The organism is Mesorhizobium sp. B2-3-13 (assembly GCF_006442195.1).
GTDB lineage: Bacteria > Pseudomonadota > Alphaproteobacteria > Rhizobiales > Rhizobiaceae > Mesorhizobium > Mesorhizobium salmacidum.
Genome location: NZ_VFVQ01000033.1, coordinates 15787 through 38541, shown reverse-complemented (window position 1 = coordinate 38541; position 22755 = coordinate 15787). Strand labels below are relative to the sequence as shown.

Sequence of the window (22755 nt, the reverse complement as noted above, 5' to 3'; positions counted from 1 at the left end):
CCTTACACCGGCTCACTTCTTCCTGACCGGGGCAAGGATGTCGAAAGGTATATCGTTCGTCTGTTCCGACGGGGTCCGTGCATAGGTTTCGGTGTCCGCGTTCGCCGGAACAGCAAATTCGTCCTTGGCGTAGGCCGTGGCCTGCTTTGGCGGATGGATGTCCATCGTTTTCAGCAACTGCCCGGTCGCTGCCAGAAGCCGATATTGGGCAAAGAGGGATGCGTAGGACGCGGTGTCCGCCAGCGTCGCTGTGTTGAACCGTGTATTCTGCGCATCCAGCACATCGAGCAGCGAGCGCTGTCCGACCTTGAACTGCTCGCGATAAGAGGCAACCAGCTTCTCGCTGGAAGCGGCTTGCAGCTTCAGGGTCTTTGCCAGATCGGCTTGCCGGAAGCGGCGATCCCAGGACGTGCGAACGGCCTCTTCGATCTCCCGCAGAACCTGATGCAGCCCAAGCCGCTGCTCGCTGGCGCGGCGGATTTGCTCCTGCTCATTCGCTTTGTCGATGCCGCCGCGGTACAGGTTCCAACGCAGCACCAATCGTGCCTGCAAATCGGACGTGTCTCCGTTGTCGCCGTCAATGTCATATCCGGCCCGGGCGGTGCCTTCGGCGACGATCGAAGGGCCGTATTTCGCCCGAGCGGCGTCAACCTGCGAGGCCGCGGCCGCAATATCGCTATTGGCCATGTGGACGCGCGGATTGTTCTCCCGCGCAATGCCCAGTGCGTCGTCGAGGGACCTTGGCAGCGCGGAGGAAACATCGCCAGGCCGCGAAGCATTGGTCAGCGGTTTCCCGACTGTCTTGAAGAAGCGTATCCTCGAGGCCTCGAGTTCCTCGGAGGCTTCCTGCATGCGGGCCTTGGCCGCAAACAAGCGCTCCTCGGCCTGTTGCCGGTCGGCTTCGTTCAACCCGCCGCCTGCTATGCCTTCCCGGATGTCGTGGAGAATCGCTTGATGAAAGCCCAGATTCTTCTTTGCCTCTGCCACGATCGAGCCCTGAAGCATGTATTCCAGGTAATCCTGGACAACCGACAGCCCGATGAACTCAGATCGCTCCAGCACGCGGAACGAGGCGCCATCGACTCGCGAGGCCTGACGGTCGAGTTCGGCTCGCCTTGCGCCGCTGTCATAAAGCGTTTGTGAAACCGTCAGATCGGTCTCCGCTGGATAAAGCGCATCGTGCTCGATGGAGAGCGCGCGGCGGGAGGAGTTGTCCAGGCGGCGAGCACCAGTAGATGCCTGCAGGTCGACGCTTGGGAGATAAAGCCCTTTCGCCTGCCGCAGCTCGAACTCGATCGCCTCACGGTTTTCGATGGCCTGGCCGATTTCCGGGTTGGATTCCACCGCAACCGCCATGGCCTCCTTGAGCGTCAATGCATGCGCGCCCCAGCAGCTCAGCATGGTAGCCGTCATCAAGAGGCCAACGCCCATGACCTTGGTCGACAGACCTGTCGTCTTCATTTTCCCACCCACGTTTCCCCGCCCTTTTAAGAGCGCCCCAGCCGGGCTCGGCGCCTGGCTTTGTTCGCTATCTTACAAATTAACGTGGACGTTTCATTATTAAGCTGTGACTAAACGATAGATTCTGGGCAGACGGCAAAAAAATGTAGCAAAAATAGCACACATTTGAGATGTCGGAGGGATCAAGTGCCGGCGTCGAAACTTGAAGCACCGCAACAAGATATGGAGATGGCAAACAGCAAGCCTGTTCTGACAACATGCTGACGAGTACGCCCGTCTGCAAATAAAGTTGCTCTCGCAGGCAATAAGGGCACCCTTAACAAACCCAGGCGAAGGAGGGTTTTGTCCGGCCCCCCATTGCCAACATGTTCTGGTCGCGCTTTGACATCTACGTGGCTGGCGAGATCGCCGAGGCACGGCCGCGCAGGGCACTTCTTGGTTGGAGCAGGGTCGATTCGGTGTGTGCTTCGGTCTCAATGAAGTCTGCGCTTGGCTGGGGCGCCAGGATTCGAACCTGGGAATGTCGGTACCAAAAACCGATGCCTTACCACTTGGCGACGCCCCAATAAGCCGTCAGAGTCGCTGTGCGGCGCGTTATTAGCAGAGCAGCCGAAAAGCACAATGCTTATGAGCGACCGCGAAGGCACCTGGCTGACCAGCAGCGCGATTGCCGCCAGATGATCCGCAACGGATTATACGGACCACACAGCCAACTCGTTGCCGGCTGGGTCGACAAAGTGGAAGCGTCGGCCACCGGGGAATGGGAATATCGGCTTGACGATCGTTCCGCCGGCGCTTTCGACGGCGCGAAGGGTTTCCTCCAGATTCTCACTGTAAAGCACAGGCAGCGGCTTGGCCGGCGCTTCTTCCGCATCGGCCTGAAAACCTCCGTCCAGCCCCTCCGCAAAGGCCGAATAGGTCGGTCCATAGTCGGTGAACGACCAGCCAAAGGCGGCACTGTAGAAGCCTTTCATCCGGTCCAGCGTGCCGCCGGTCGCCGGCATTTCAAGATAGTCCAGTTTTCCAGGCTGTTTCATGAGGCACCTCTTTGTTCCCTTTATGTTCTAGACATGGAACCATCAGGTGGCAAGTCTTTTTGACGCATCCCGGGCGATGGCTTTTTCTTAATCGATTGTAGCGACCCGACGACTTGCCCGGCGCTTGCGTTTCGCACTGCAGCATCATATCGCTCGAAGTCGGACACGGGCGGAGCTTTCCGTTTCGCCAATCTTTCCAATCTCCTGCAACCGGAGAGCAAAGCATGACCAAATGGGTTTTCACCTTTGGCGATGGTGCGGCGGAAGGCCGTGCCGGCGACAGGAATCTGTTGGGCGGCAAGGGCGCCAATCTGGCCGAGATGTGCAGCCTGGGCCTGCCGGTGCCGCCGGGCTTCACGATCACCACCGAGGTCTGCAATGCCTACTATGCCGATGGCCGTACCTACCCGGCGGGATTGGAAGCCGACGTCACCGTCGCGCTCGACCATATCGGCCGGCTGACTGGCCGCCGGTTCGGCGACCGGTCGAAGCTGCTCCTGGTTTCGGTGCGTTCCGGCGCCCGGGCGTCGATGCCCGGCATGATGGACACCGTGCTCAATCTCGGATTGAACGACGAGACGGTCGAGGCGCTGGCCTCCGATTCCGGCGATGCGCGCTTTGCCTATGACAGCTACCGCCGTTTCATCCAGATGTATTCCGATGTCGTCATGGGTCTCGATCACGAGGTGTTCGAGGAAATCCTGGAAGACCAGAAAGCCAGCCTCGGCCATGAGCTCGACACCGAGCTGACGGCCATCGAATGGCAGGGCGTCATCGCGCTTTACAAGGCCAAGGTCGAGGAAGAGCTGGGCAAGCCGTTCCCACAGGATCCGCACGAGCAGCTCTGGGGCGCGATCGGCGCGGTGTTTTCGAGCTGGATGAACAACCGCGCCATCACCTACCGGCGCCTGCACGATATTCCCGAAAGCTGGGGCACGGCGGTCAATGTCCAGGCTATGGTGTTCGGCAATATGGGCGAGACCTCGGCCACTGGCGTTGCCTTCACCCGCAACCCGTCGACCGGCGAAAAGCAGCTCTATGGCGAGTTCCTGGTCAACGCGCAGGGCGAGGATGTCGTTGCCGGCATCCGCACGCCGCAGAACATCACCGAGGCGGCGCGCATCGCGGCGGGTTCCGACAAGCCGTCACTGCAGAAGCTGATGCCGGACGCCTTCCAGTCCTTCGTCACCATCTCCGACAGCCTGGAAAAGCACTACCGCGACATGCAGGACCTCGAATTCACAATCGAGCGCGGCAAATTGTGGATGCTGCAGACAAGGTCCGGCAAGCGCACCGCCAAGGCCGCACTCAGGATCGCCGTCGAGATGGCCAGGGACGGGCTGATCACCAAAGAAGAGGCGGTCGCTCGCATCGATCCGGCTTCGCTCGACCAGTTGCTGCACCCGACCATCGACCCAAAAGCCGCGCGCGACGTCATCGGCGTCGGCCTGCCGGCGTCGCCGGGAGCCGCCACCGGCGAGATCGTCTTTTCCTCCGGCGATGCCGAGGACCTGAAGACGCAAGGACGCAAGGCGATCCTGGTGCGCATAGAGACCAGTCCGGAAGATATCCATGGCATGCATGCGGCCGAAGGCATCCTGACCACGCGCGGCGGCATGACCAGCCACGCCGCCGTCGTTGCGCGCGGCATGGGCAAGCCTTGTGTGTCGGGCGCCGGCTCGCTGCGTGTCGACTACAGGGCCGGCACGCTGCTCTCGATGGGACAAACCTTCCGCAAGGGCGACATCATCACCATCGATGGCGGCAACGGCCAGGTGCTCAAGGGCGCCGTGGCGATGCTGCAGCCGGAATTGTCAGGCGATTTCGCCGCGATCATGGAGTGGGCGGACGCGGTGCGCCGCATGAAGGTGCGCACCAATGCCGAAACGCCGCTCGATGCGCGCATGGCGCGCTCTTTCGGCGCCGAAGGCATCGGTCTTTGCCGCACCGAGCACATGTTCTTCGACGGCGCCCGCATCGTCGCCATGCGCGAGATGATCCTGGCCGACACCGAGAAGGACCGGCGCGCTGCGCTGGCCAAGCTTCTGCCCATGCAGCGCTCGGATTTCTTGGAACTGTTCGAAATCATGGCCGGCCTGCCGGTGACGATCCGCCTGCTCGATCCGCCACTGCACGAATTCCTGCCCAAGACGGAAGCGGAAGTCGCCGAAGTCGCGGCCGCCATGAACGTGTCGCCCGACAAGCTCAGACAGCGCACCGAGGCGCTGCACGAATTCAACCCGATGCTCGGCCATCGCGGCTGTCGGCTCGCCGTGTCTTACCCGGAGATCGCCGAGATGCAGGCGCGCGCCATTTTCGAGGCGGCCGTCGAGGCCGGCAAGAAAGCCGGCGCGCTGGTTGTTCCCGAGATCATGGTGCCGCTGGTCGGCCTGGTGAAGGAACTCGATTATGTGAAGGCGCGCATCGATGCGGTCGCCAAGAGCGTCATGGACGAGAGCGGCGTCAAGATCGATTACCTCACTGGAACGATGATTGAGCTCCCCCGCGCGGCGATCCGTGCCCATGTCATCGCGGAGTCGGCCGAGTTCTTCTCCTTCGGCACCAACGACCTCACCCAGACCACCTTCGGCATCTCGCGCGACGACGCGGCCTCCTTCCTGGAAACCTACCGCCAGAAGGGCATCATCGAGCAGGATCCGTTCGTCTCCCTCGATATCGACGGTGTCGGCGAACTGGTGCGCATGGCGGCGCAAAAGGGCAGGGCGACGCGGCCTAGCATCAAGCTTGGCATCTGCGGCGAACATGGTGGTGATCCCTCGTCGATCCGCTTCTGCGAGGATGTCGGGCTCGACTACGTCTCCTGCTCACCCTATCGCGTGCCGATCGCCAGGCTGGCGGCGGCGCAGGCCGCGGTGCACGTGGCAAAGGCAGGACGCGGCTAGACCGGTACGAAGCTTACGGTTTTGTATGAAAACTCACGCGAACGTGCTGGCGACATGAGCGTAATCTCGACATTGTTTGCGACCAATTTGCGGATGACCGCCAATTGTCTCCGGAAACAGACGTTGCAGATATCACCCGCTCCGTTCCGCTCGATCCTGATTATTCAAACCAAGTTCATAGGCGATATCGTCCTCGCCTCGACGCTCGCCAGGAACCTGCAGCTCGAATTTCCCGGCGCCAGGATCGTATTCCTCTGCGAAGCGCCCTTCGAGAGCTTCGTGGTTGCGCATGGCATCGCTTCCGAGGTGGTTACGTTCAGGCGGGCCCGCATGCGAGGCAACCCGCTGGAGCGTGGAAAAGAGCTCTATGCCGTGGTGCGGGCGCTGCGCCGCTTCCGCTTCGACCTGACGATCGATGTGACCGATTCCAAGAGCTCTCGGGTCGTCAGCGGGCTCATCAACGCCAGGACGCGTGTCGGCTACAATCCTCCCGAGAGGCCGCTGAAGCTGCTGGAGCGGCAGCCCGCCAATGTGTTTGCCAAACCATACGGGTTTGGCGGCCAGCATTTTGTCTATCGCTATCTCTCCCCACTTGAAGCGCTCGGCATCGATTTGCGCGTGACGGTACCGAGCATCCAGCCGTCGACATTCGAGGCCGCGAAAGCCCTGGCGCTTCTGGGCACGCACGATATCCACCCGAACGCCTTCGTCGCCGTCCATTCGGGCGCGAGTTTCAAGGGCCGGCAATGGCAGCCGGAACGGTTTGCCGAGGCGATTGACCAGGTTGCGGCCGAGACCGGACTGGGCGTCGTCCTGGTGGGAGGGCCAGGCGAACGTGAAACCGCCGCGCGGATCGTTTCCGGGACCGCGACGCCGGTGGTCGACCTGGTCGGAGCGCTTTCGCTCGAGAGCCTGCTGGCGGTCCTGGAACAGGCCCGCCTGTTTCTCGGCAACGAAAGCGGCCCGATGCACATGGCCGCTGCCGCGGGTACCCCGGTTGTCGGCCTTTTCGGCCTGACTCATCCGTCGCGCTGGGGACCTGTCGGCGTGCCCAGCATCGCGCTTCGGCCGTCAATGCCCTGCGATTGCGTGGCCAGGGATTTGTGTCGTCGGTCCGACCCCAGCAAGGCTTGCTGTGTCTGGCGTCTGGAGGTGAAGCCGGTCGTCGACGCCGTGCGCGAGATCCTCGCACGCACCGATCTGAAAAAGGAACGCGTTGTCTGAGGGCGATGGGTCGGCAAGACTGTCGCCGAATGTTCACCAAGCTGGAGGTCAAATTGCCGCGCCAGGCGTTTTTCTGCTATCCCTCGTCTGATTTCCGCCTTCATGCGGGTTTTTTGGGATGGCGGCTTGAAGTCGCCAGCCGGGAATTTGGTTTCGGGAATTTGGTTTGATGCGTCTGCTGCAAAAACATCTCTGCACGATCGCCATGTCGGTGGCGCTGATATCCGGTGCCCATGCCGCGCCGCTGGTCGAACCCACGCTGCACATCAAGCCGGCTGCAAGCGGAACCGGCCGCGTTGCGCTCACGCTCGATGCCTGCGGCGGCAAGACCGACACGCGCATTCTCTCGGCGCTGGTGGACAACAAAATACCGGCCACCATTTTCGTCACCGGCATCTGGCTGAAGCGCAACGCCGAGGCCGTCGCGATCATGCGGGCGCATCCCGACCTGTTCGAACTGGAAAATCACGGCGGCCGCCATGTTCCGGCGGTCGACACGCCACGGAAGATCTATGGCATAAGCAGCGCCGGCAGCCCGGAGGCTGTGCTCGCCGAGGTCGAGTCAGGGGCCGCGGCTCTGGCCACGGCCGGCGAGCCGGCGCCGAAATGGTTCCGTGGCGCAACCGCCGAATACAGCCCCTCGGCCATCGCGATGATCCGCAAGCTGGGCTTCAAGATTGCCGGCTTCTCGATCAATGGCGACGGCGGCTCGCTGCTCGGCGCCAAGGAAACCGCCAGGCGTATCGCCGCTGCCAAGGATGGCGACGTCATTATCTCGCACATCAACCAGCCGACCCACGCCGCCGGCGAGGGCGTGGTGCAGGGCCTGCGGGCACTCAAGTACAAGGGCATGACCTTCGTGCGGCTCGACGACGCCGACGGGACGGGCGATCACGGCACCACTGAGTAGGGCGGTTCAGTGTTTGATAGAACCGCCGAACCGCTCTAACGACTGGGCCTGATCTGAATCTCAGTGCACCCTTGAGTGCGTCGGCCGAAGCGTTCAGTCCGGCTTGGCTTCGATGGTGACCTTGCTGGCATAGAACGCGCCGTGGTCGCGGATCTCGGTCATCTCGTCGTATGGCTGGCGGTAGGCCCACATCGCGTCCTTGCCCGCTTCGCCCGCCGGCAGCACGCTCCAATAGCTGGCGTCACCCTTATAGGGGCAGTGGGTCGCGTGGTCCGTTCGGCTGAGCTTGTCGAAATCGATGTCGGTGAACGGAATGTAGAAGGCGGCGGGGTAGGGGGCCTCCGTCAGCACCTTCGCCTTCGCGGATGACGCGATGACGGTATCGCCGGCGCGGACCGTGACGGTGCCGGAATAGGGCTCTATCGTGATGATCCTGTCGGGATTGCGCTGGAAGCCGGGTGCCGGGTTGGCGATCTTGTCCATGCTGGTTCCTCCTTGCCCCGACCTTAAGTGTGGTGGACGGCCGGATTGCGCAAGACCCGTAGTCACAAACAAAACAGACGCCATGCGCCCGTGCGTGGCGCGAAGATTGCCTTCTCGTGGCCGCGGAAATTCAGGCGGCGGTTTTGAAGGCGTCCATCAGCCCGGCATAGGCGGCCGCGATGCCCGCCACCGGATTGCTGCTTCTGGAAATCGTCTCGACTTTCAGCGCCCCGCCGCCGGTTGGCAAGGTGAGCAGCAGGAACTGGCGATTGCCGCCATCGCCGACGGATGCCGCCGCGACATGCTGGCCTTCCCCTTCGTTCTGGACGCACATCTTGAACAGCAGCGTGCCGCCGACCGCTTCCAGCGCGCCGCCGACAACTTCTACGAACTCGTCTTCGGAAACAGTCTTTTCGTCCGGCACCAGATCGGCCAGGCTTTCGGCAAGCGTACTCTCGAGAACCTTATCGTCGAGCGCGTCCATGCGAACCTCTCTCAGTCGCCAATCGCACCCCTTTGCCCGTTAACGAACCTTAACACCGACGATGGCCGGATTATGACACGTTTTTGCGGTTGGTCCGATCACGAGAGTTTGCGTCGACGTAATGGATTTGAAGCCCCTGTCACTCGAATGGCAGCAAGGCCCGCCAAATGAAATCAAAAAGCGTCCGGATTCAATCGTTTGCCAAATACAGGTCGAACTCCGACTTTCGTCCGCTGCTCCCGTAGGTGGCTGGACAATTCGCCGGTTCGCTTCACAATGCGATCAAAAGCGCGACGTGAAAAGCGTGAGGGAGGGAACGGCATGCTGGGATTGATGCAGGAATGGCCGCTACTGTGCCACAAGCTGATCGACAACGCTGAAAGGCAGCATGGTGTGCGCGAGATCGTATCGCGTTCGATCGAGGGACCGATCGTGCGCACCACCTACGCCGACATCCATCGTCGTTCCCTCAAGGTCGCCCAGCGCTTGGAGCGCGACGGTTTCGCGTTGGGCGACCGCATCGCGACGCTGGCCTGGAACACCGCCCGCCACATCGAGGCCTGGTACGGCATCATGGGCATCGGTGCTATCTACCACACCCTCAATCCGCGCCTGTTTCCTGAACAGATCGTCTGGATCATGAACCACGCCGAGGACAAGGCTGTCTTCGTCGACCTTACCTTCATTCCGTTGCTCGAGAAGATCGCGGGTGCCGTCCAATCGCTGAAGAAGGTGATCGTGCTCACCGACAAGGCGCACATGCCGCAAACGACCCTGCCCGGTGTCGTTGCCTACGAGGACTGGCTTGACGAGGTTGATGGCGACTTCGCCTGGAAGACCTTTCATGAAGGCACCGCGGCCGGCATGTGCTATACGTCCGGCACGACGGGTGACCCAAAGGGCGTCGTCTACAGCCATCGCTCGAACGTGCTGCACGCCATGATCGCTGCCATGCCCGACGCCATGGGCCTGTCGGCGCGCGACACGATCCTGCCGGTGGTGCCGATGTTCCACGCCAATGCCTGGGGCCTTGGCCAGAGCGGGCCGATGACCGGCGCCAAGCTGGTCATGCCTGGCTGCAAAATGGACGGCGCCTCGATCTATGAGTTGCTCGATCAGGAGAAGGTGACATTCAGCGCCGCCGTGCCGACCGTGTGGATGATGCTGCTGCAATATCTGGAAGAGACCGGCAAGGCGCTTCCCCATCTCAACAAGGTCGTGATCGGCGGCTCGTCGTGCCCGCGCGCGATCATGGCGAAATTCCAGGACAAGTACGGTGTCCAGGTCATCCACGCCTGGGGTATGACCGAAATGTCGCCGCTCGGCACGCTGTGCACCTTGAAGCCGGACTATGCAGGCCTGGACGGCGAGGCGAGGCTCGACGTCCAAGGCAAGCAGGGTTACCCGCCCTTCGGCGTCGAAATGAAGGTGACCGATGACGATGACAACGCGCAGCCGTGGGACGGCAAGACGTTTGGCAGGCTCAAGGTACGCGGCCCGGCCGTCGCCCGCGCCTATTATGGCGGTGTGGGCGCGGAGCAGTTCGATGAGGATGGCTGGTTCGATACCGGAGACGTCGCTCATATCGACGCCGGCGGTTACATGCAGATCACCGATCGCGCGAAGGACGTCATCAAGTCCGGCGGCGAATGGATTTCGACCATCGACCTGGAAAATCTGGCTGTCGGCCATCCCGATGTGGCGGAAGCGGCGGCGATCGGCGTCCAGCATTCGAAATGGGGCGAGCGGCCCTTGCTGGTCGTCGTCGCCAAACCTGGCAAGGAACCGACCAAGGCCGAGATTCTCGATTTCATGGATGGCAAGGTGGCCAAATGGTGGATGCCGGACGACGTCGCCTTCGTCGGCGAGATACCGCACACCGCCACCGGCAAGATCCAGAAGATCACCTTGCGTCAGCAGTTCAGGGACTATCGCTTGCCGACGGATTGAGGGGATGTTGCGTGTTTCGGCTTCAAGCCGCCGCAAAAAGGCACTAAACCTCCATCCGGGTTGGGGCAGCGCAGAGCATAATGGTTAGCATTCCCGAACGGCAAACGTCGAAGGCTGCCGGCTGGTCGCGGCGCACGGGCGCCTTTTCGATGGTGCTTTTGCTGACGAACTTTGTCGGCCACCGCTTCGGCCTCGTCCAAACGCCGGTGTTCCTGTGGGTGCTGGGCATTGTCGCCCTGCTGGCGGCGCTCGCGCTGCTGTTTGCCGGCCTGGCCTTTGCAAGGCTGTGGAATTTTGGTGACCGTGGTGGCCGTGATCTCACCGTCGGCGCCTTGCTGGCACTGCTGGTGCTCACCCCCTACGGCGTTGCCGCCTATTGGGCGACGATCTATCCGCCGCTGCGCGACATCTCGACCGATTTCGATGAACCGCCCGCGCTCGATGTCGGTGACCGGACCAGGGACATGAACGTGCTGTCCCCGCCGACGCCGGGTGAGCAGACGTTGCAGACCGACAGCTATCCATTGGTCACCGCACGCAGCTACGACCTGCCATTCGAGACCGTCGTCAATGCCGTTGAAACGGTGCTCGACCGGCGCGGCTGGGACTTTTCGGAGCCTTATCCCGAACTTGCCGGGCAGACAGAGGTGACCATTACCGCCATCGCCTCGAGCTTCGTTCTTGGCCTTCCTGCGGACGTCGCCATTCGCGTGAGGGATGACGGCGACACGGTCATCGTTGATATGCGATCTGCCTCGCGTTACGGCCGCCACGATCTTGGCGACAATGCCGCGCGCATCACCGATTTCCTGGCGGAACTGGACCAGGAAGTCGCCGGCCAGGTCGGCGCGGCGCCGGCCCAATAGCCATTTTTCGGGCGAATTGCGCGCCGGCGACGATGGTCGGGTGAACACCGTGGGCGGGCGGGCAGGCCTATCGGCCCGGCGTGAAAACGCCATCTATGGCGGGGGCAGTGTCCGTCGCCACCACGCCGCGTCCCACCAGGTCCTCCAGATGGGCAAGCACCGACAGGCCGGCGGCGCCGTGCAACCGGGGATCGGTATCCCTGTAGATCGCCTTGACCATGGCGGGAATGGTCCTGTCTCCAGCTCTGATCCGCTCCAGTATGGCTCGTTCGCGCATCTTGCGATGCGTCTTCAGCCCGCGCATGAAAGCGCGCGGCGCAGCCACCGGTCCACCATGGCCAGGCAGCAGCAGGCGATCGCCGCGCTCGATCAGCCGGTCCAGCGATGCCATGTAATCGGCCATTGCCCCGTCCGGCGGCGCGACGATGGATGTTGCCCAGCCCATGACATGATCGGCTGAAAACAGGATGCCGGTGCCTTCCAGCGCGAATGCCGCGTGATTGGCCGTGTGGCCGGGCGTCAGGACTGTCCGGATCGCCCAGCCATCGCCGCTGACCAGTTCACTGTCCGGCAACGCGATGTCGGGAACGAAAGCGGTGTCGGCGCTGGCGTCGAGCGGATTGGTTTCGCCGATATGCAAGGGCCTCGCCGGCCGGTGCGGTCCTTCCGCCAGCACCTGGGCGCCGGTGCGCTCCTTCAGCCGGGCCGCCAGCGGGGAATGGTCGCGATGCGTGTGGCTGACGAAAATGTGGCTGACCGGCCGGCCGGCGATCACGTCGAGCAAGGTCTGAAGATGCGCCTCGTCATCCGGCCCGGGATCGATCACCGCCAGCGCGTCGCGGCCCACGACATAGCTGTTGGTGCCATGAAAGGTGAAAGGACTGGGATTCCCAGCCGTGACGCGTTGCACGTCTGGGGCCACGCTTACGCCTTGGCCATAAGCGGGGTCGAAGCTGGTATCGAATTTGAGGGCCATGTCGCCACATTATTCCAAGAACGGCAAAACCGATTGCCGCATAGCACGCAAGCAAATATAGAAAAACGCAAGGCCGCGATTGTTGGTTCGCGGCGAGATTGAATGGGGAAGACCATGACAACCGCCACGACGACCCGCCCGCTTGTTTTTCTGGCCTTGCCGCAAGAAGGTGCCGCGCGACTGGCAACGCAGTTTGTCCTGGCGATTGCCGGGACGCTGCTGTTGACCCTTTCGGCCAAGACCAAGGTAGTGCTTGGGCCTGTCGACATCTCGATGCAGACGCTCGCCGTCTTCCTGATCGCCGCCGCCTTCGGCATGCGGCTCGGCGTCGCCACCCTGCTGCTTTATATGGCGGAAGGCGCGATGGGCTTCCCGGTCTTCCAGGGCACGCCGGAAAAAGGCATAGGCATCGCCTATATGCTCGGCTCGACCGGCGGCTATCTCGCCGGCTTCGTGGTCATGGCCGCGATTGTCGGCTGGGCCGCCGACCGCGGCTGGGACCGTCATCCGATCAAGCTTTTCAACGCCATGCTGGTTGCCGAAGTGATGATGATGGCGATGGGTTTCGCCTGGCTGGCGCTGCTCATCGGTCCGGAAAAATCCTGGCAATTCGGCGTCATGCCGTTCATCGTCGGCGACCTGATCAAGGTCGCTCTGGCGGCCAGCCTCGTGCCCGCCGTCTGGTCATTGCTGAAGCGCTCCTGATTTGAGATCATCCGGCCCGGATCACTCCGGGCCGGAGCTTGGCCTGCGGTCAGCTCGGGCCTGGTCACCAGGCATGTTACGGACGGGCCTTTGTGATGAAAGTTCTGGTCACCGGCACTGCCGGCTTCATAGGCTATCATGTCGCCAGGCGGCTCCTGGAGCGCGGTGACGAGGTTGTCGGCATCGACAGCATCAACGATTACTACGACCCTGAGATCAAGCAGGCGCGGCTGCGGCTCCTGGACGAGGCGAGCCGCGGCACCAATGCAGGCTATCATTTCATCCACGGCAATCTCGCCGACCATAGCGTGGTTGATGGCTGCTTTGCCGAACACGCCTTCGACCGGGTGATCCATCTCGCCGCCCAGGCAGGCGTCCGCTACAGCCTGGAAAACCCGCGCGCCTATGTCGAGAGCAACATCGTTGCTTTCACCAACATGCTCGAGGCCTGCCGCAGCAGCCGTGTCGGGCACCTGACCTATGCCAGCACCTCCAGTGTCTATGGCGCCAACACCGATATGCCGTTTTCCGAGCATCGCCCGGCCGACCATCCCTTGCAGTTCTACGCCGCCACCAAGCGCGCCAACGAACTGATGGCGCACAGCTACAGCCATCTGTTCGGCCTGCCCACCACGGGGCTGCGTTTCTTCACCGTGTACGGTCCCTGGGGGCGACCTGATATGGCTCTGTTCCTGTTCACCAGGAACATCCTGGCCGGCGAGCCGATCAAGCTGTTTAACAACGGCAACCACACGCGTGACTTCACCTATGTCGAGGACATCGCCGAGGGCGTGATTCGCGCCAGCGACAGTCCTGCCGCGGCCAACCCGGCCTGGGACTCCGGCCATCCGGATCCGGCGACCAGCAGCGCGCCCTGGCGCATCTTCAACATCGGCAATAGCAACCCGGTGAAACTGACCGCCTATGTCGAGGCGCTGGAAAATGCGCTCGGCTGCAAGGCCGTCATCGAGCTCCTGCCGCTGCAGGCCGGCGACGTGCCCGACACCTTCGCCGATACTTCGGCGCTGCAAGCGGCGGTCGGCTACCGCCCCCGCACCTCCGTCACGGAGGGGGTAGGGCGGTTCGTCGAGTGGTACCAGGGTTATTTTGGGCGGGCGTGATGAACGCGCTCTTGGCCGCGTAAAGGCCGGCCTTCGGTCGAAAAGGACCAGGGACAAAAAAAATGTGCTAGTCTCCCAAGTCATCGGATGGTGGGGATTGCCATGTTGGAAACGGACAAGCTGTTCGCGGGCTCGATTCCGGAAAACTATGACCGCTACATGGTGCCCTTGATTTTCGAGCCGTTCGCCGTGGATATCGCGCAACGAGCCGCGGCCCTGTCGCCAGGCGCGGTCCTGGAAATCGCTGCGGGCACCGGGGTCGTCACCCGCGCATTGGCGCCAAGACTGTCCCCGGACGCAAGCTATGTCGTGACCGACCTGAACCAGCCGATGCTCGACTACGCTGCTTCGCGGCAGACACCCGACAGCCGCATCGAATGGCGCCAAGCGGATGCGATGGCGCTGCCGTTCGAGGATGCGGCGTTCGATCTCGTCTGTTGTCAGTTCGGTGCGATGTTCTTTCCAAACCGCACCTCCGCCTACCGCGAAGCCAGGCGGGTCCTGAAGCCGGGAGGACGGTTCTTGTTCAACGTATGGGATCGCATCGAGGAGAATGTGTTCGCCGATGACGTGACCAATGCGCTGGCGAGGATTTTCCCAGACGATCCGCCGCGCTTCCTGGCACGCACGCCGCACGGCTACCACGACAAGGTGCTGATCCGCCGCGAGCTGGAGGACGCGGGTTTCTCCGATGTCACGATCGAGACGAGAGCCGAACAAAGCTGCGCATCCTCGCCGCGCCTTCCGGCCGTCGCTTATTGCCAAGGCACCGTTCTTCGCAGCGAAATCGAGGCCAGGGACGCTGGAAAACTGGACGCCGCGACCGACTACGCGGCATCCGCCATTGCAGACAGACATGGCAACGGCGAAGTTGCCGCCAAAATCCAGGCATATGTGATCATGGCTGTGGCCTAGGTGTTGATACATCTGCCCTGAGGCCCGTCCTCGATAAAGCCGAAAGTGCGATCGGTGATCACGGCCTCGGCCTTTGCCAGGATGGGACCAGACGGGTTCGGCCGAAGCGGGAGGTGCCCGTCGATGGACGGTATTCAACATGGTCGATGCATTTGTCGTGTGCCGCATTGACAAGCCAATGCATGAAACCTAAGCACAGGCACTCAGGGCCGGGGGGCTTTGGCATGTCAAGGAGAGCTTTTTGAAAGGAATTATCCTTGCTGGAGGCAGTGGAACACGTCTTTATCCACTAACATTAGCAGTCTCTAAGCAAATTCTTCCCATTTACGACAAGCCGATGATCTATTATCCGCTGAGCGTGTTGATGCTCGCGGGAATACGAGAGATTCTGATCATTTCGACGCCTCGTGATCTGCCCGCTTTCCGTGGTTTACTCGGCGACGGATCGGATTTTGGGCTGGCACTGTCCTACGCCGAGCAGCCGCAGCCCAATGGCCTCGCGGAAGCCTTCATCATCGGCCGCGATTTCATCGGCAAGGACAGCGTGTCGATGATCCTGGGCGACAACATCTATTTTGGCGACGGGCTGTCGCAGCTTTGCCGCGCCGCGGCATCGCGCCAGAAGGGCGCTTCGGTGTTCGCCTACCATGTCGAGGATCCCGAGCGCTATGGCGTGGTGTCTTTCGACAAGGCGACCGGAACCGCGCTGACGATCGAGGAAAAGCCACAAACACCGAAGTCCAACTGGGCCGTCACGGGTCTCTATTTCTACGACAATGATGTCGTCGACATCGCCCCGACCATCCGCCCTTCGCCGCGTGGCGAGATCGAGATCACGGCGGTCAACAACGTCTATCTCGAGCGCGGCCAGCTCCATGTTCATCGGCTGGGACGCGGCTATGCCTGGCTCGACACCGGCACCCATGACAGCCTGCACGAAGCCTCTTCCTTCGTGCGCACGATCGAACATCGCCAGGGCATCAAGGTCGCCTGCCCGGAGGAAATCGCCTTCGAACAGGGTTGGCTGACGGCGGACATGGTGCTGGAGCGCGCGGCCCGCCTGGGCAAGAACGAATACGCCGCCTATCTGCGCCGGCGTGTCGTCGATCTTTCGGAGGGCTAGAGATGCTGGAGGTGAGATCCCTGGGCATCGATGGGGTGCTTGAAATCGTTCCGAAACGCCATGGCGACGCACGCGGGTTCTTTATGGAAACCTACAATGCCGAGCGCTTTTCGCAGGCCGGCATTGATTTGACTTTCGTGCAGGACAATCACTCGTATTCCGCTGCCCCGGGCGTCTTGCGCGGGCTTCACTATCAGCTTGCGCCGCGCGCCCAGGACAAGCTGCTGCGCGTTATCCGTGGCAGTATTCTCGACGTCGCGGTCGACATCCGCCGCGCCTCGAAAACCTTCGGAAAATGGGTCGCCCTCGAAGTGTCGGCCGAAAAAGGCAACCAGATCCTGGTGCCAAAGGGCTTCGCGCATGGCTTTGTCACACTCGTGCCCGACACCGAGGTGCTGTACAAGGTGACCGACACCTATTCGCCCGAGCATGACCGGTCGATCCGTTTCGACGATCCTGCCATCGGCATAGAATGGCCGTCGCTGGCCGGCGGGTTCCAGCTTTCCGACAAGGATCTCAAGGCGCCTATGTTGGCCGCGGCCGAGGTGTTCGCCTGATGGAGCGTGTTGTGCATAAGGACAGCGGGATGAATTTTCTGGTGACGGGCGGTGCCGGCTTCATCGGTTCGGCGGTATGCCGGCATCTGTGCGCCAATCCGGCCTACCGGGTGACCAACCTCGACAAACTGACCTATGCGGGCAATCTGGACTCGCTGCGGCCGATTGAGAATGTCCACAATTACCGCTTCGCCCAGGCCGATATCTGTGACGAAAGGGCGGTGCTCGACATACTGCGCCGCGACGATATCGACATCGTCATGAACCTCGCCGCCGAGAGCCATGTCGACCGCTCGATCGACGGACCGGGCGCCTTCATCGAGACCAACATCGTCGGCACCTACAAGATGCTCAATGCCGCGCTCGAATACTGGCGTGGCCTGTCCGGCGACAGGAAAGCCCGCTTCCGCTTCCATCACGTCTCCACCGACGAGGTGTTCGGCGATCTGCCCTTCGACGGCGGCATGTTCGTCGAGGAGACGCCCTACGCGCCGTCCTCGCCCTATTCCGCCTCGAAGGCGGCTTCGGACCATCTGGTGCGCGCCTGGCACGAGACCTACGGCCTGCCGGTCGTACTCTCCAACTGTTCGAACAATTACGGGCCCTATCATTTCCCCGAGAAGCTGATTCCGCTCGTCATCCTCAACGCGCTCGACGAAAGGCCGCTGCCGGTTTACGGCGCCGGCGCCAATGTGCGCGACTGGCTGTTCGTCGAGGATCACGCGCGTGCCCTGGAACTGGTCGCCACGAAAGGCCATCCGGGCGAGAGCTACAATGTCGGCGGCAATTCGGAACGCACCAACCTAGCCGTCGTCGAGACGATCTGCGACCTGCTCGACACCAGGCGTCCGCGCGCCAGCGGCAGGCGCTATCGCGAGTTGATCTCCTTCGTCACCGATCGCCCCGGCCATGACCGCCGCTACGCCATCGATGCTTCCAAGATAGGCCGCGAGCTCGGCTGGACGCCCAGGGAGAATTTCGACAGCGGCCTTGCCAGGACCGTGGACTGGTTCCTCGACAACAAATGGTGGTGGGGGCCGATCCGCGAACAGCGTTATGCCGGCGAAAGGCTGGGCGAAGCACGCAAGGTGGGCGCGTGAGGCTCCTCGTCACCGGACGCGACGGCCAGGTCGCGGCGAGCCTGCTCGAGGCCGGCCAGGCGCGCGCGGGCGTGGAGGTCGTCGCCCTCGGTCGCCCGGAGCTCGACCTGGCAAGACCCGATACCGTCATCGACGTCATGGCGGGTGCCAAGCCCGATATCGTCGTGTCGGCCGCCGCCTATACCGCCGTCGACCAGGCCGAGGACGAACCCGATCTGGCCTTTGCGGTGAACGCGACCGGTGCCGGCAAGGTGGCGGAGGCCGCGGCGCGGCTCGGTGTTCCCGTCATCCATCTTTCGACCGACTATGTCTTCGACGGAACCAAGGCCGATGCCTATGTCGAAACCGACCCGACGGCGCCGCTCGGTGTCTACGGAACCTCCAAGCTCGCCGGCGAGCAGGCGGTGGCGGCCGCCGGCCCGCGCTACCTGATCCTGCGCACCGCGTGGGTCTACAGCCCGTTCGGAAAGAATTTCGTGAAAACCATGCTGAGGCTCGCCGCCGACCGCGACGAGATTTCGGTGGTGGGCGATCAATGGGGAAATCCCACGTCGGCGCTTGATATCGCCGACGCGATCCTGCATGCGGCCGCCATGCTGCGCCGCGACAAGGACTTCGCCGCGTTCGGCACCTATCATCTGGCCGGCACCGGCGAGACCAACTGGAGCGGCTTTGCCCGTCATATCCTCGACACAAGCCTGAAGTCTGGTGGTCCTTGGGCGCGGGTAGGGGATATCACAACGATGGACTACCCAACCAAGGCGCGCCGTCCCGCCAACTCCCGGCTATCGAGCGCGAAATTCGCCGGCGTGTTCGGATGGAACGCGCCGGACTGGCGGCAGTCGACGGAGAAGGTGGTGCGCCGGCTGGTGATTGACGAGACGAGACAGATATTGAGCGCATGAACAAACATCCATCACCCGAGAATCTGCAAGGCGCGATGCTTGATCCGCAGCCGGCCGAAGGACGGCCGGCAAAAGCCCGCACCAAGGCGAAGCCCGCGGCTGCAAAAGGACCCACGATGAAGCGCACATGCATCATGGTGCTCGGCATGCACCGTTCGGGCACCAGCGCGCTGACGAGGGCGATCAGCCTGCTCGGCGCTGAACTGCCGAAGAACATGCTTGGCGCCAATCCAACGAACCCCACCGGCCATTGGGAACCGCTGCGGCTGATGGAACTTCATGACCGTATGCTTGCGGAGGCCGGCAGCAGTTGGGACGACTGGCGCCCCTTTGAGCAAACCGATCTAGGCGCCGCTCGCCTACGTTTTTACAAATCCGAGATCGCTAGGCTGATCGACGAGGAGTATGGCGCTGCGTCGCTTTTCATCCTTAAGGAGCCAAGAATCTCGCGTTTGGTGCCGCTTTATGCAGAAATCCTGAAGCGGATAAATGTCGAAGTCCGCTATGTCTTGACGCAACGCAATCCCTTGGCGGTAATTGCTTCACTCGAAAAACGGGACGGATTCACATCAGGCTTTAGCGCACTTTTATGGCTGCGGCATGAGTTGGAGGCCGAACATGATACCCGAGGCAAACCTCGCGTGTTTGTCTCCTATGAAGCTTTGCTTAAGGATTGGCGGGTCGACCTTCAGAAGATTGCCGAGGCTCTGCATATAGAATGGCCGCAATCCATCTCAGGACTGCAGACAGCCCTGTCCACCCATTTCTCTACTGACCATCAGCATCATGCCGCAAGCGCGGATCTGCTCGACGCCGATCCACGCATCGCTGATTGGGTAAAGCAAGCGTACGGTGCGTTGAGAGCACTTGAAAAAGACCCCACCGATGCCACCGCGATGGCGCGGCTAGATACCGTGCGGATCTCCTTCGACACAGTTAGTCCGGTGTTTGGCGAAGCTTTCTTCGATGAGATGGGCTCGCGCGTCCAAAGATTAAAGCAGGCGAGTTCACAGGCGCAGCACTTGGCAGACGAGAGGGCCGCCGAAAACGACCAGTACACAGTAGAGTTGGCGAGTGTTCGTCGAGAAATAGAATTGAAAGACGAGCAACTAATACGGCAGCAAGAAGCCCTCAGGCGTTTGGCCGAGGAACGCACTGATGATACTTACCGATACACAACAGAACTCGAAAAGCTGCGAGTGAAAACAGCGAGGAAGGATGCCGAACTTGCCGGAGCACGCAATGCGCTGGCTGAGATCGAACGGGAGCGGCAGCGTGCCACCGAGTCGGAAAGCCGAGAGCGTCATTTAACTCAGGAGTTGGAGGCGCTTCATAACCGTCATGCAAGTGTATCGTTAGAGCGGGATCAAGCTCTCGGCGAGCTTCAGAGCGTTCGAGATAGGCTTGATGCCGTTTACGGCAGCACGTCTTGGCGTCTGACGTCTCAACTCCGTTCGACAACGCGTCTCGTAAAGCGCGTATCGTTCGGGTTCGGCTATCCCTTTTCGGTTTTTTGGAACGCTGCAACCAAGCTTTCCCTAACTCCAATGCGCGACGTGCGGGCAGCGGGCATCATCAGGCGATCCGGAGCTTTCGATAGGGACTGGTACCTCAAGAACAATCCTGACGTAGCCGAGTGGCGAATTGATCCACTGCGGCACTACGTTGTCTTCGGTGCTCGCGAGGGGCGCGATCCAAATTCACGCTTCAGCAGCAGTAATTATTTGCTCCGCAACCCCGACGTTGCGCTCGCCGGCGTAAACCCTTTTGCTCATTTCTTGGCACACGGCAGAAATGAAGGAAGAGAGGGCGAAGGGCGCGAACTTAGTTCGCCAAAACAGTCGTTCACCCCACCTCGTCAGCGTCTGAGCCCACTGTCTGTCCTCAAGCTAACTCCCGATGCTTTGCGATTCTCTGGTGGTGTCGCGCCCCTTGTAGCCACCAGTTGGCGTGTACTTCGTAGGGAGGGCACGAGAGGTATTGGATACCGTATTAGAATTCTGATGCAACGGAAGGGGAGAGAGGAGCACGTCGAGCAGTGTTTTGACGTGAACCCGCCACATGACCAAGCACTCCTGCAACGTTCGAAAGTGGTTCGCCGCCATGTTGCGAGCGTAGATATTATAATTTGCGTCCATAACGCTTTGGACGACGTCCGTAAATGTCTGGAATCAGTGACAGCGCGAACAATGCCTCCTTACAATTTAATTATTGTGGATGATGGCAGTGACGAGCTAACTGCATCATATCTGAGAGAGTTTATGATTGGACAGCCTGGTCAGCTGCTGAGGCATCAAACCGCATTGGGCTATACACGTGCAGCAAACGCTGGTCTGAGGGCGTCCACCGGCGATTTTACTGTCCTTTTAAATAGCGACACTATCGTTACCTCATTTTGGCTTGACCGCCTGGTTGAATGTGCTCAGTCCGACGACAAAATTGGGATCGTCGGCCCTCTGAGTAATACTGCATCATGGCAGTCAGTGCCTTTGACGATGGAAGACGGTGACTGGGCGTTGAATTCGCTTCCAGAGGGAATGGATGTGAATAGCATGGCCATGCGCGTTGCGGAGTGTTCCCCTCGTGCTTATCCCAAAGTCGGGTTTCTGAACGGTTTTTGTATTCTTCTCCGGCGCTCCCTGATCGAAGACATAGGTTACTTCGATGAGGTGGCATTTGGCGATGGCTATGGAGAGGAAAACGACTACTGTTTGCGCGCTTCTGGAGCCGGATGGCTTCTTGCGGTGGCTGAAGACACGTATGTTTACCATGCGCAATCCAAAAGTTACTCCAATGAACGGCGGCGCAAGCTTGTGGAGCGCTCCGATCAGATGCTGCGTGAAAAACACGACAGCCGCATTTTGTTGTCTCTAGATGCCACTAGAGGAAATCTTGGTCTCGCGGCAATGCGGGCCAGAATATCAGTGGGACCGGAGCGCATCCTGGACCGAGACCAAATTCGCAATCGCCACGAGGGGCGTCGTGTCTTGTTCTTGCTGCCGGTACGCGACTCTGGCGGCGGCGCCAATGTTGTGCTCACAGAGGCGCAATGCATGATGCGCGCGGGCGTCGATGTGACGATTGCGAACTTAAGAATGCACAAAGATGCGTTCGAGCTTAGTTATCCCAGCGTGGAGGTTCCGATAATCTACCTGGAAAGCCCTCAGTCATTGTCAAAAGTAAGGGGAAATTTTGACGCAATAATTGCAACTGTATTTTTTACAGTAGAATGGCTTAGAGGAATGGAGTTAAAAGAACGGCAATGCTTTGGTTATTACGTGCAAGATTTCGAACCTTATTTCTTTGATGAATCGGACCCATTGCACGCGCAAGCATTGAGCAGCTACACCGCGATACCAAACATGAAATTATTCACCAAAACCGCTTGGAACGCCAAGGAATTAAAACGTTGTACCGGCATTGATCCCTCGATTGTCGGACCAAGTTACGATTGCGACCGCTTTTTCCCGAGCGCCCGAGGCGACATCGGTGTCATACGAATCGCCGCTATGATACGTCCGTCAACTCCCCGTCGGGCGCCCGAACTAACCGCTTCTGTGTTAGAGCGCATCTGTCGGAATGAACCGAAGCGTGTAGAAGTCCATGTCTTTGGCTGCTCGCCAGAAGATCCGCTCGTGAGGCGATTCGTTCAGCTTCCGAACGCCGTGATAAGAGGCCACCTAAATCCTGACGAAATGTCGGCACTTCTCGCGTCTGTAGATATCTTTGCGGATTTTTCGGTTTACCAAGCGATGGGCCTCACTGCACTGGAGGCGATGGGTTGCGCCACCGCCGTTGTAGGTCCGGCAAATGGGGGCCTGGGAGAGATCGTCACTGACCACAGGAATGGGCTGATCGTGGATACCACGGATGAAAATGCCTGCTACGATGCGCTTGTGGAGCTTGTCAGCGACAACGAGTTGCTCAGGAAAATACAGTTGGGAGGCCTCGAAATTGCCGCAGGGTACTATTCGGAAGGAGCGGCCGTTCGAATCCTGGACGCTTTGTTTCCTGAAAACGGCCTGAGCCAGTGAT

Annotated in this window: 19 protein-coding genes and 1 tRNA gene; 14 read left to right on the top strand and 6 right to left on the bottom strand. The window is 60.9% G+C overall.

What is annotated here, in order from left to right:
* Positions 1 to 12 precede the first annotated feature (12 nt).
* The 3 genes from FJ941_RS27085 to FJ941_RS27075 form a co-directional block, all read right to left on the bottom strand.
* Positions 13 to 1461 carry a TolC family protein gene (locus FJ941_RS27085; RefSeq protein ID WP_140510473.1) on the bottom strand — a complete coding sequence of 483 codons (1449 nt, stop codon included), beginning with the start codon at positions 1459 to 1461 and terminating at the stop codon, positions 13 to 15.
* A gap of 490 nt (positions 1462 to 1951) precedes the next feature.
* Positions 1952 to 2026 (bottom strand) — tRNA-Gln (locus FJ941_RS27080).
* 127 nt (positions 2027 to 2153) lie between these two features.
* Positions 2154 to 2498 carry a VOC family protein gene (locus FJ941_RS27075; protein WP_027145928.1) on the bottom strand — a complete coding sequence of 115 codons (345 nt, stop codon included), beginning with the start codon at positions 2496 to 2498 and terminating at the stop codon, positions 2154 to 2156.
* A gap of 224 nt (positions 2499 to 2722) precedes the next feature.
* Here FJ941_RS27075 and ppdK point away from each other — a divergent pair, with 224 nt between their 5' ends.
* From ppdK to FJ941_RS27060, 4 genes are all read left to right on the top strand, one after another.
* A complete protein-coding gene (ppdK, locus tag FJ941_RS27070; RefSeq protein WP_140510471.1) occupies positions 2723 to 5401 on the top strand; it encodes a pyruvate, phosphate dikinase in 2679 nt (892 codons plus the stop codon).
* Between the two features lie 123 nt (positions 5402 to 5524).
* Positions 5525 to 6625: a glycosyltransferase family 9 protein gene (locus FJ941_RS27065; protein WP_246674026.1), complete on the top strand. Its 1101-nt coding sequence runs from the start codon at positions 5525 to 5527 to the stop codon at positions 6623 to 6625.
* Positions 6626 to 6654: 29 nt separating this feature from the next.
* Positions 6655 to 6795 carry a hypothetical protein gene (locus tag FJ941_RS29115; RefSeq protein ID WP_181170010.1) on the top strand — a complete coding sequence of 47 codons (141 nt, stop codon included), beginning with the start codon at positions 6655 to 6657 and terminating at the stop codon, positions 6793 to 6795.
* A complete protein-coding gene (locus FJ941_RS27060) occupies positions 6795 to 7535 on the top strand; it encodes a polysaccharide deacetylase family protein (protein WP_140510469.1) in 741 nt (246 codons plus the stop codon). The genes FJ941_RS29115 and FJ941_RS27060 overlap by 1 nt, the downstream gene beginning before the upstream one ends.
* Before the next feature lie 93 nt (positions 7536 to 7628).
* Here the strand turns inward: FJ941_RS27060 and FJ941_RS27055 are convergent, their stop codons facing one another.
* Positions 7629 to 8018 (bottom strand): DUF427 domain-containing protein, encoded by a 390-nt coding sequence (locus FJ941_RS27055; RefSeq protein ID WP_140510467.1) that lies wholly within the window; start codon positions 8016 to 8018, stop codon positions 7629 to 7631.
* A gap of 130 nt (positions 8019 to 8148) precedes the next feature.
* The gene (locus tag FJ941_RS27050; protein ID WP_140510466.1) at positions 8149 to 8502 is read right to left on the bottom strand and encodes a hypothetical protein; all 354 of its coding nucleotides are present in this window, start codon (positions 8500 to 8502) and stop codon (positions 8149 to 8151) included.
* Between the two features lie 321 nt (positions 8503 to 8823).
* Here FJ941_RS27050 and FJ941_RS27045 point away from each other — a divergent pair, with 321 nt between their 5' ends.
* On the top strand, positions 8824 to 10452 hold the full coding sequence (locus FJ941_RS27045) for a fatty-acid--CoA ligase (protein WP_140510464.1): 1629 nt from the start codon (positions 8824 to 8826) through the stop codon (positions 10450 to 10452).
* 80 nt (positions 10453 to 10532) lie between these two features.
* Entirely contained in the window at positions 10533 to 11318 is a 786-nt protein-coding gene (locus FJ941_RS27040; RefSeq protein ID WP_140510462.1) for a DUF1499 domain-containing protein, read from the top strand.
* A gap of 67 nt (positions 11319 to 11385) precedes the next feature.
* Here the strand turns inward: FJ941_RS27040 and FJ941_RS27035 are convergent, their stop codons facing one another.
* Positions 11386 to 12294 carry an MBL fold metallo-hydrolase gene (locus tag FJ941_RS27035; RefSeq protein ID WP_140510460.1) on the bottom strand — a complete coding sequence of 303 codons (909 nt, stop codon included), beginning with the start codon at positions 12292 to 12294 and terminating at the stop codon, positions 11386 to 11388.
* A gap of 114 nt (positions 12295 to 12408) precedes the next feature.
* Between FJ941_RS27035 and FJ941_RS27030 the strand changes: the two genes are divergently transcribed.
* From FJ941_RS27030 to FJ941_RS26995, 8 genes are all read left to right on the top strand, one after another.
* Positions 12409 to 12999, top strand: coding sequence for a biotin transporter BioY (locus tag FJ941_RS27030; RefSeq protein ID WP_140510459.1), 591 nt, complete (start codon positions 12409 to 12411; stop codon positions 12997 to 12999).
* Positions 13000 to 13094: 95 nt separating this feature from the next.
* Complete coding sequence (locus FJ941_RS27025; protein WP_140510457.1) at positions 13095 to 14120, top strand: NAD-dependent epimerase; 1026 nt, start codon at positions 13095 to 13097, stop codon at positions 14118 to 14120.
* Positions 14121 to 14222: 102 nt separating this feature from the next.
* On the top strand, positions 14223 to 15035 hold the full coding sequence (locus FJ941_RS27020; RefSeq protein ID WP_140510488.1) for a class I SAM-dependent methyltransferase: 813 nt from the start codon (positions 14223 to 14225) through the stop codon (positions 15033 to 15035).
* Positions 15036 to 15276: 241 nt separating this feature from the next.
* The gene (gene rfbA, locus FJ941_RS27015; RefSeq protein WP_140510456.1) at positions 15277 to 16158 is read left to right on the top strand and encodes a glucose-1-phosphate thymidylyltransferase RfbA; all 882 of its coding nucleotides are present in this window, start codon (positions 15277 to 15279) and stop codon (positions 16156 to 16158) included.
* Between the two features lie 2 nt (positions 16159 to 16160).
* Positions 16161 to 16715 (top strand): dTDP-4-dehydrorhamnose 3,5-epimerase, encoded by a 555-nt coding sequence (gene rfbC, locus FJ941_RS27010; RefSeq protein WP_027145915.1) that lies wholly within the window; start codon positions 16161 to 16163, stop codon positions 16713 to 16715.
* Between the two features lie 29 nt (positions 16716 to 16744).
* Positions 16745 to 17815, top strand: coding sequence for a dTDP-glucose 4,6-dehydratase (gene rfbB / locus FJ941_RS27005; protein WP_140510454.1), 1071 nt, complete (start codon positions 16745 to 16747; stop codon positions 17813 to 17815).
* Positions 17812 to 18720, top strand: a complete 909-nt coding sequence (gene rfbD, locus FJ941_RS27000; protein WP_140510452.1) for a dTDP-4-dehydrorhamnose reductase — start codon at positions 17812 to 17814, stop codon at positions 18718 to 18720. Before rfbB ends, rfbD begins: the two co-directional genes overlap by 4 nt.
* On the top strand, positions 18717 to 22754 hold the full coding sequence (locus FJ941_RS26995; protein WP_140510450.1) for a glycosyltransferase: 4038 nt from the start codon (positions 18717 to 18719) through the stop codon (positions 22752 to 22754). The genes rfbD and FJ941_RS26995 overlap by 4 nt, the downstream gene beginning before the upstream one ends.
* Position 22755: the final 1 nt, after the last annotated feature.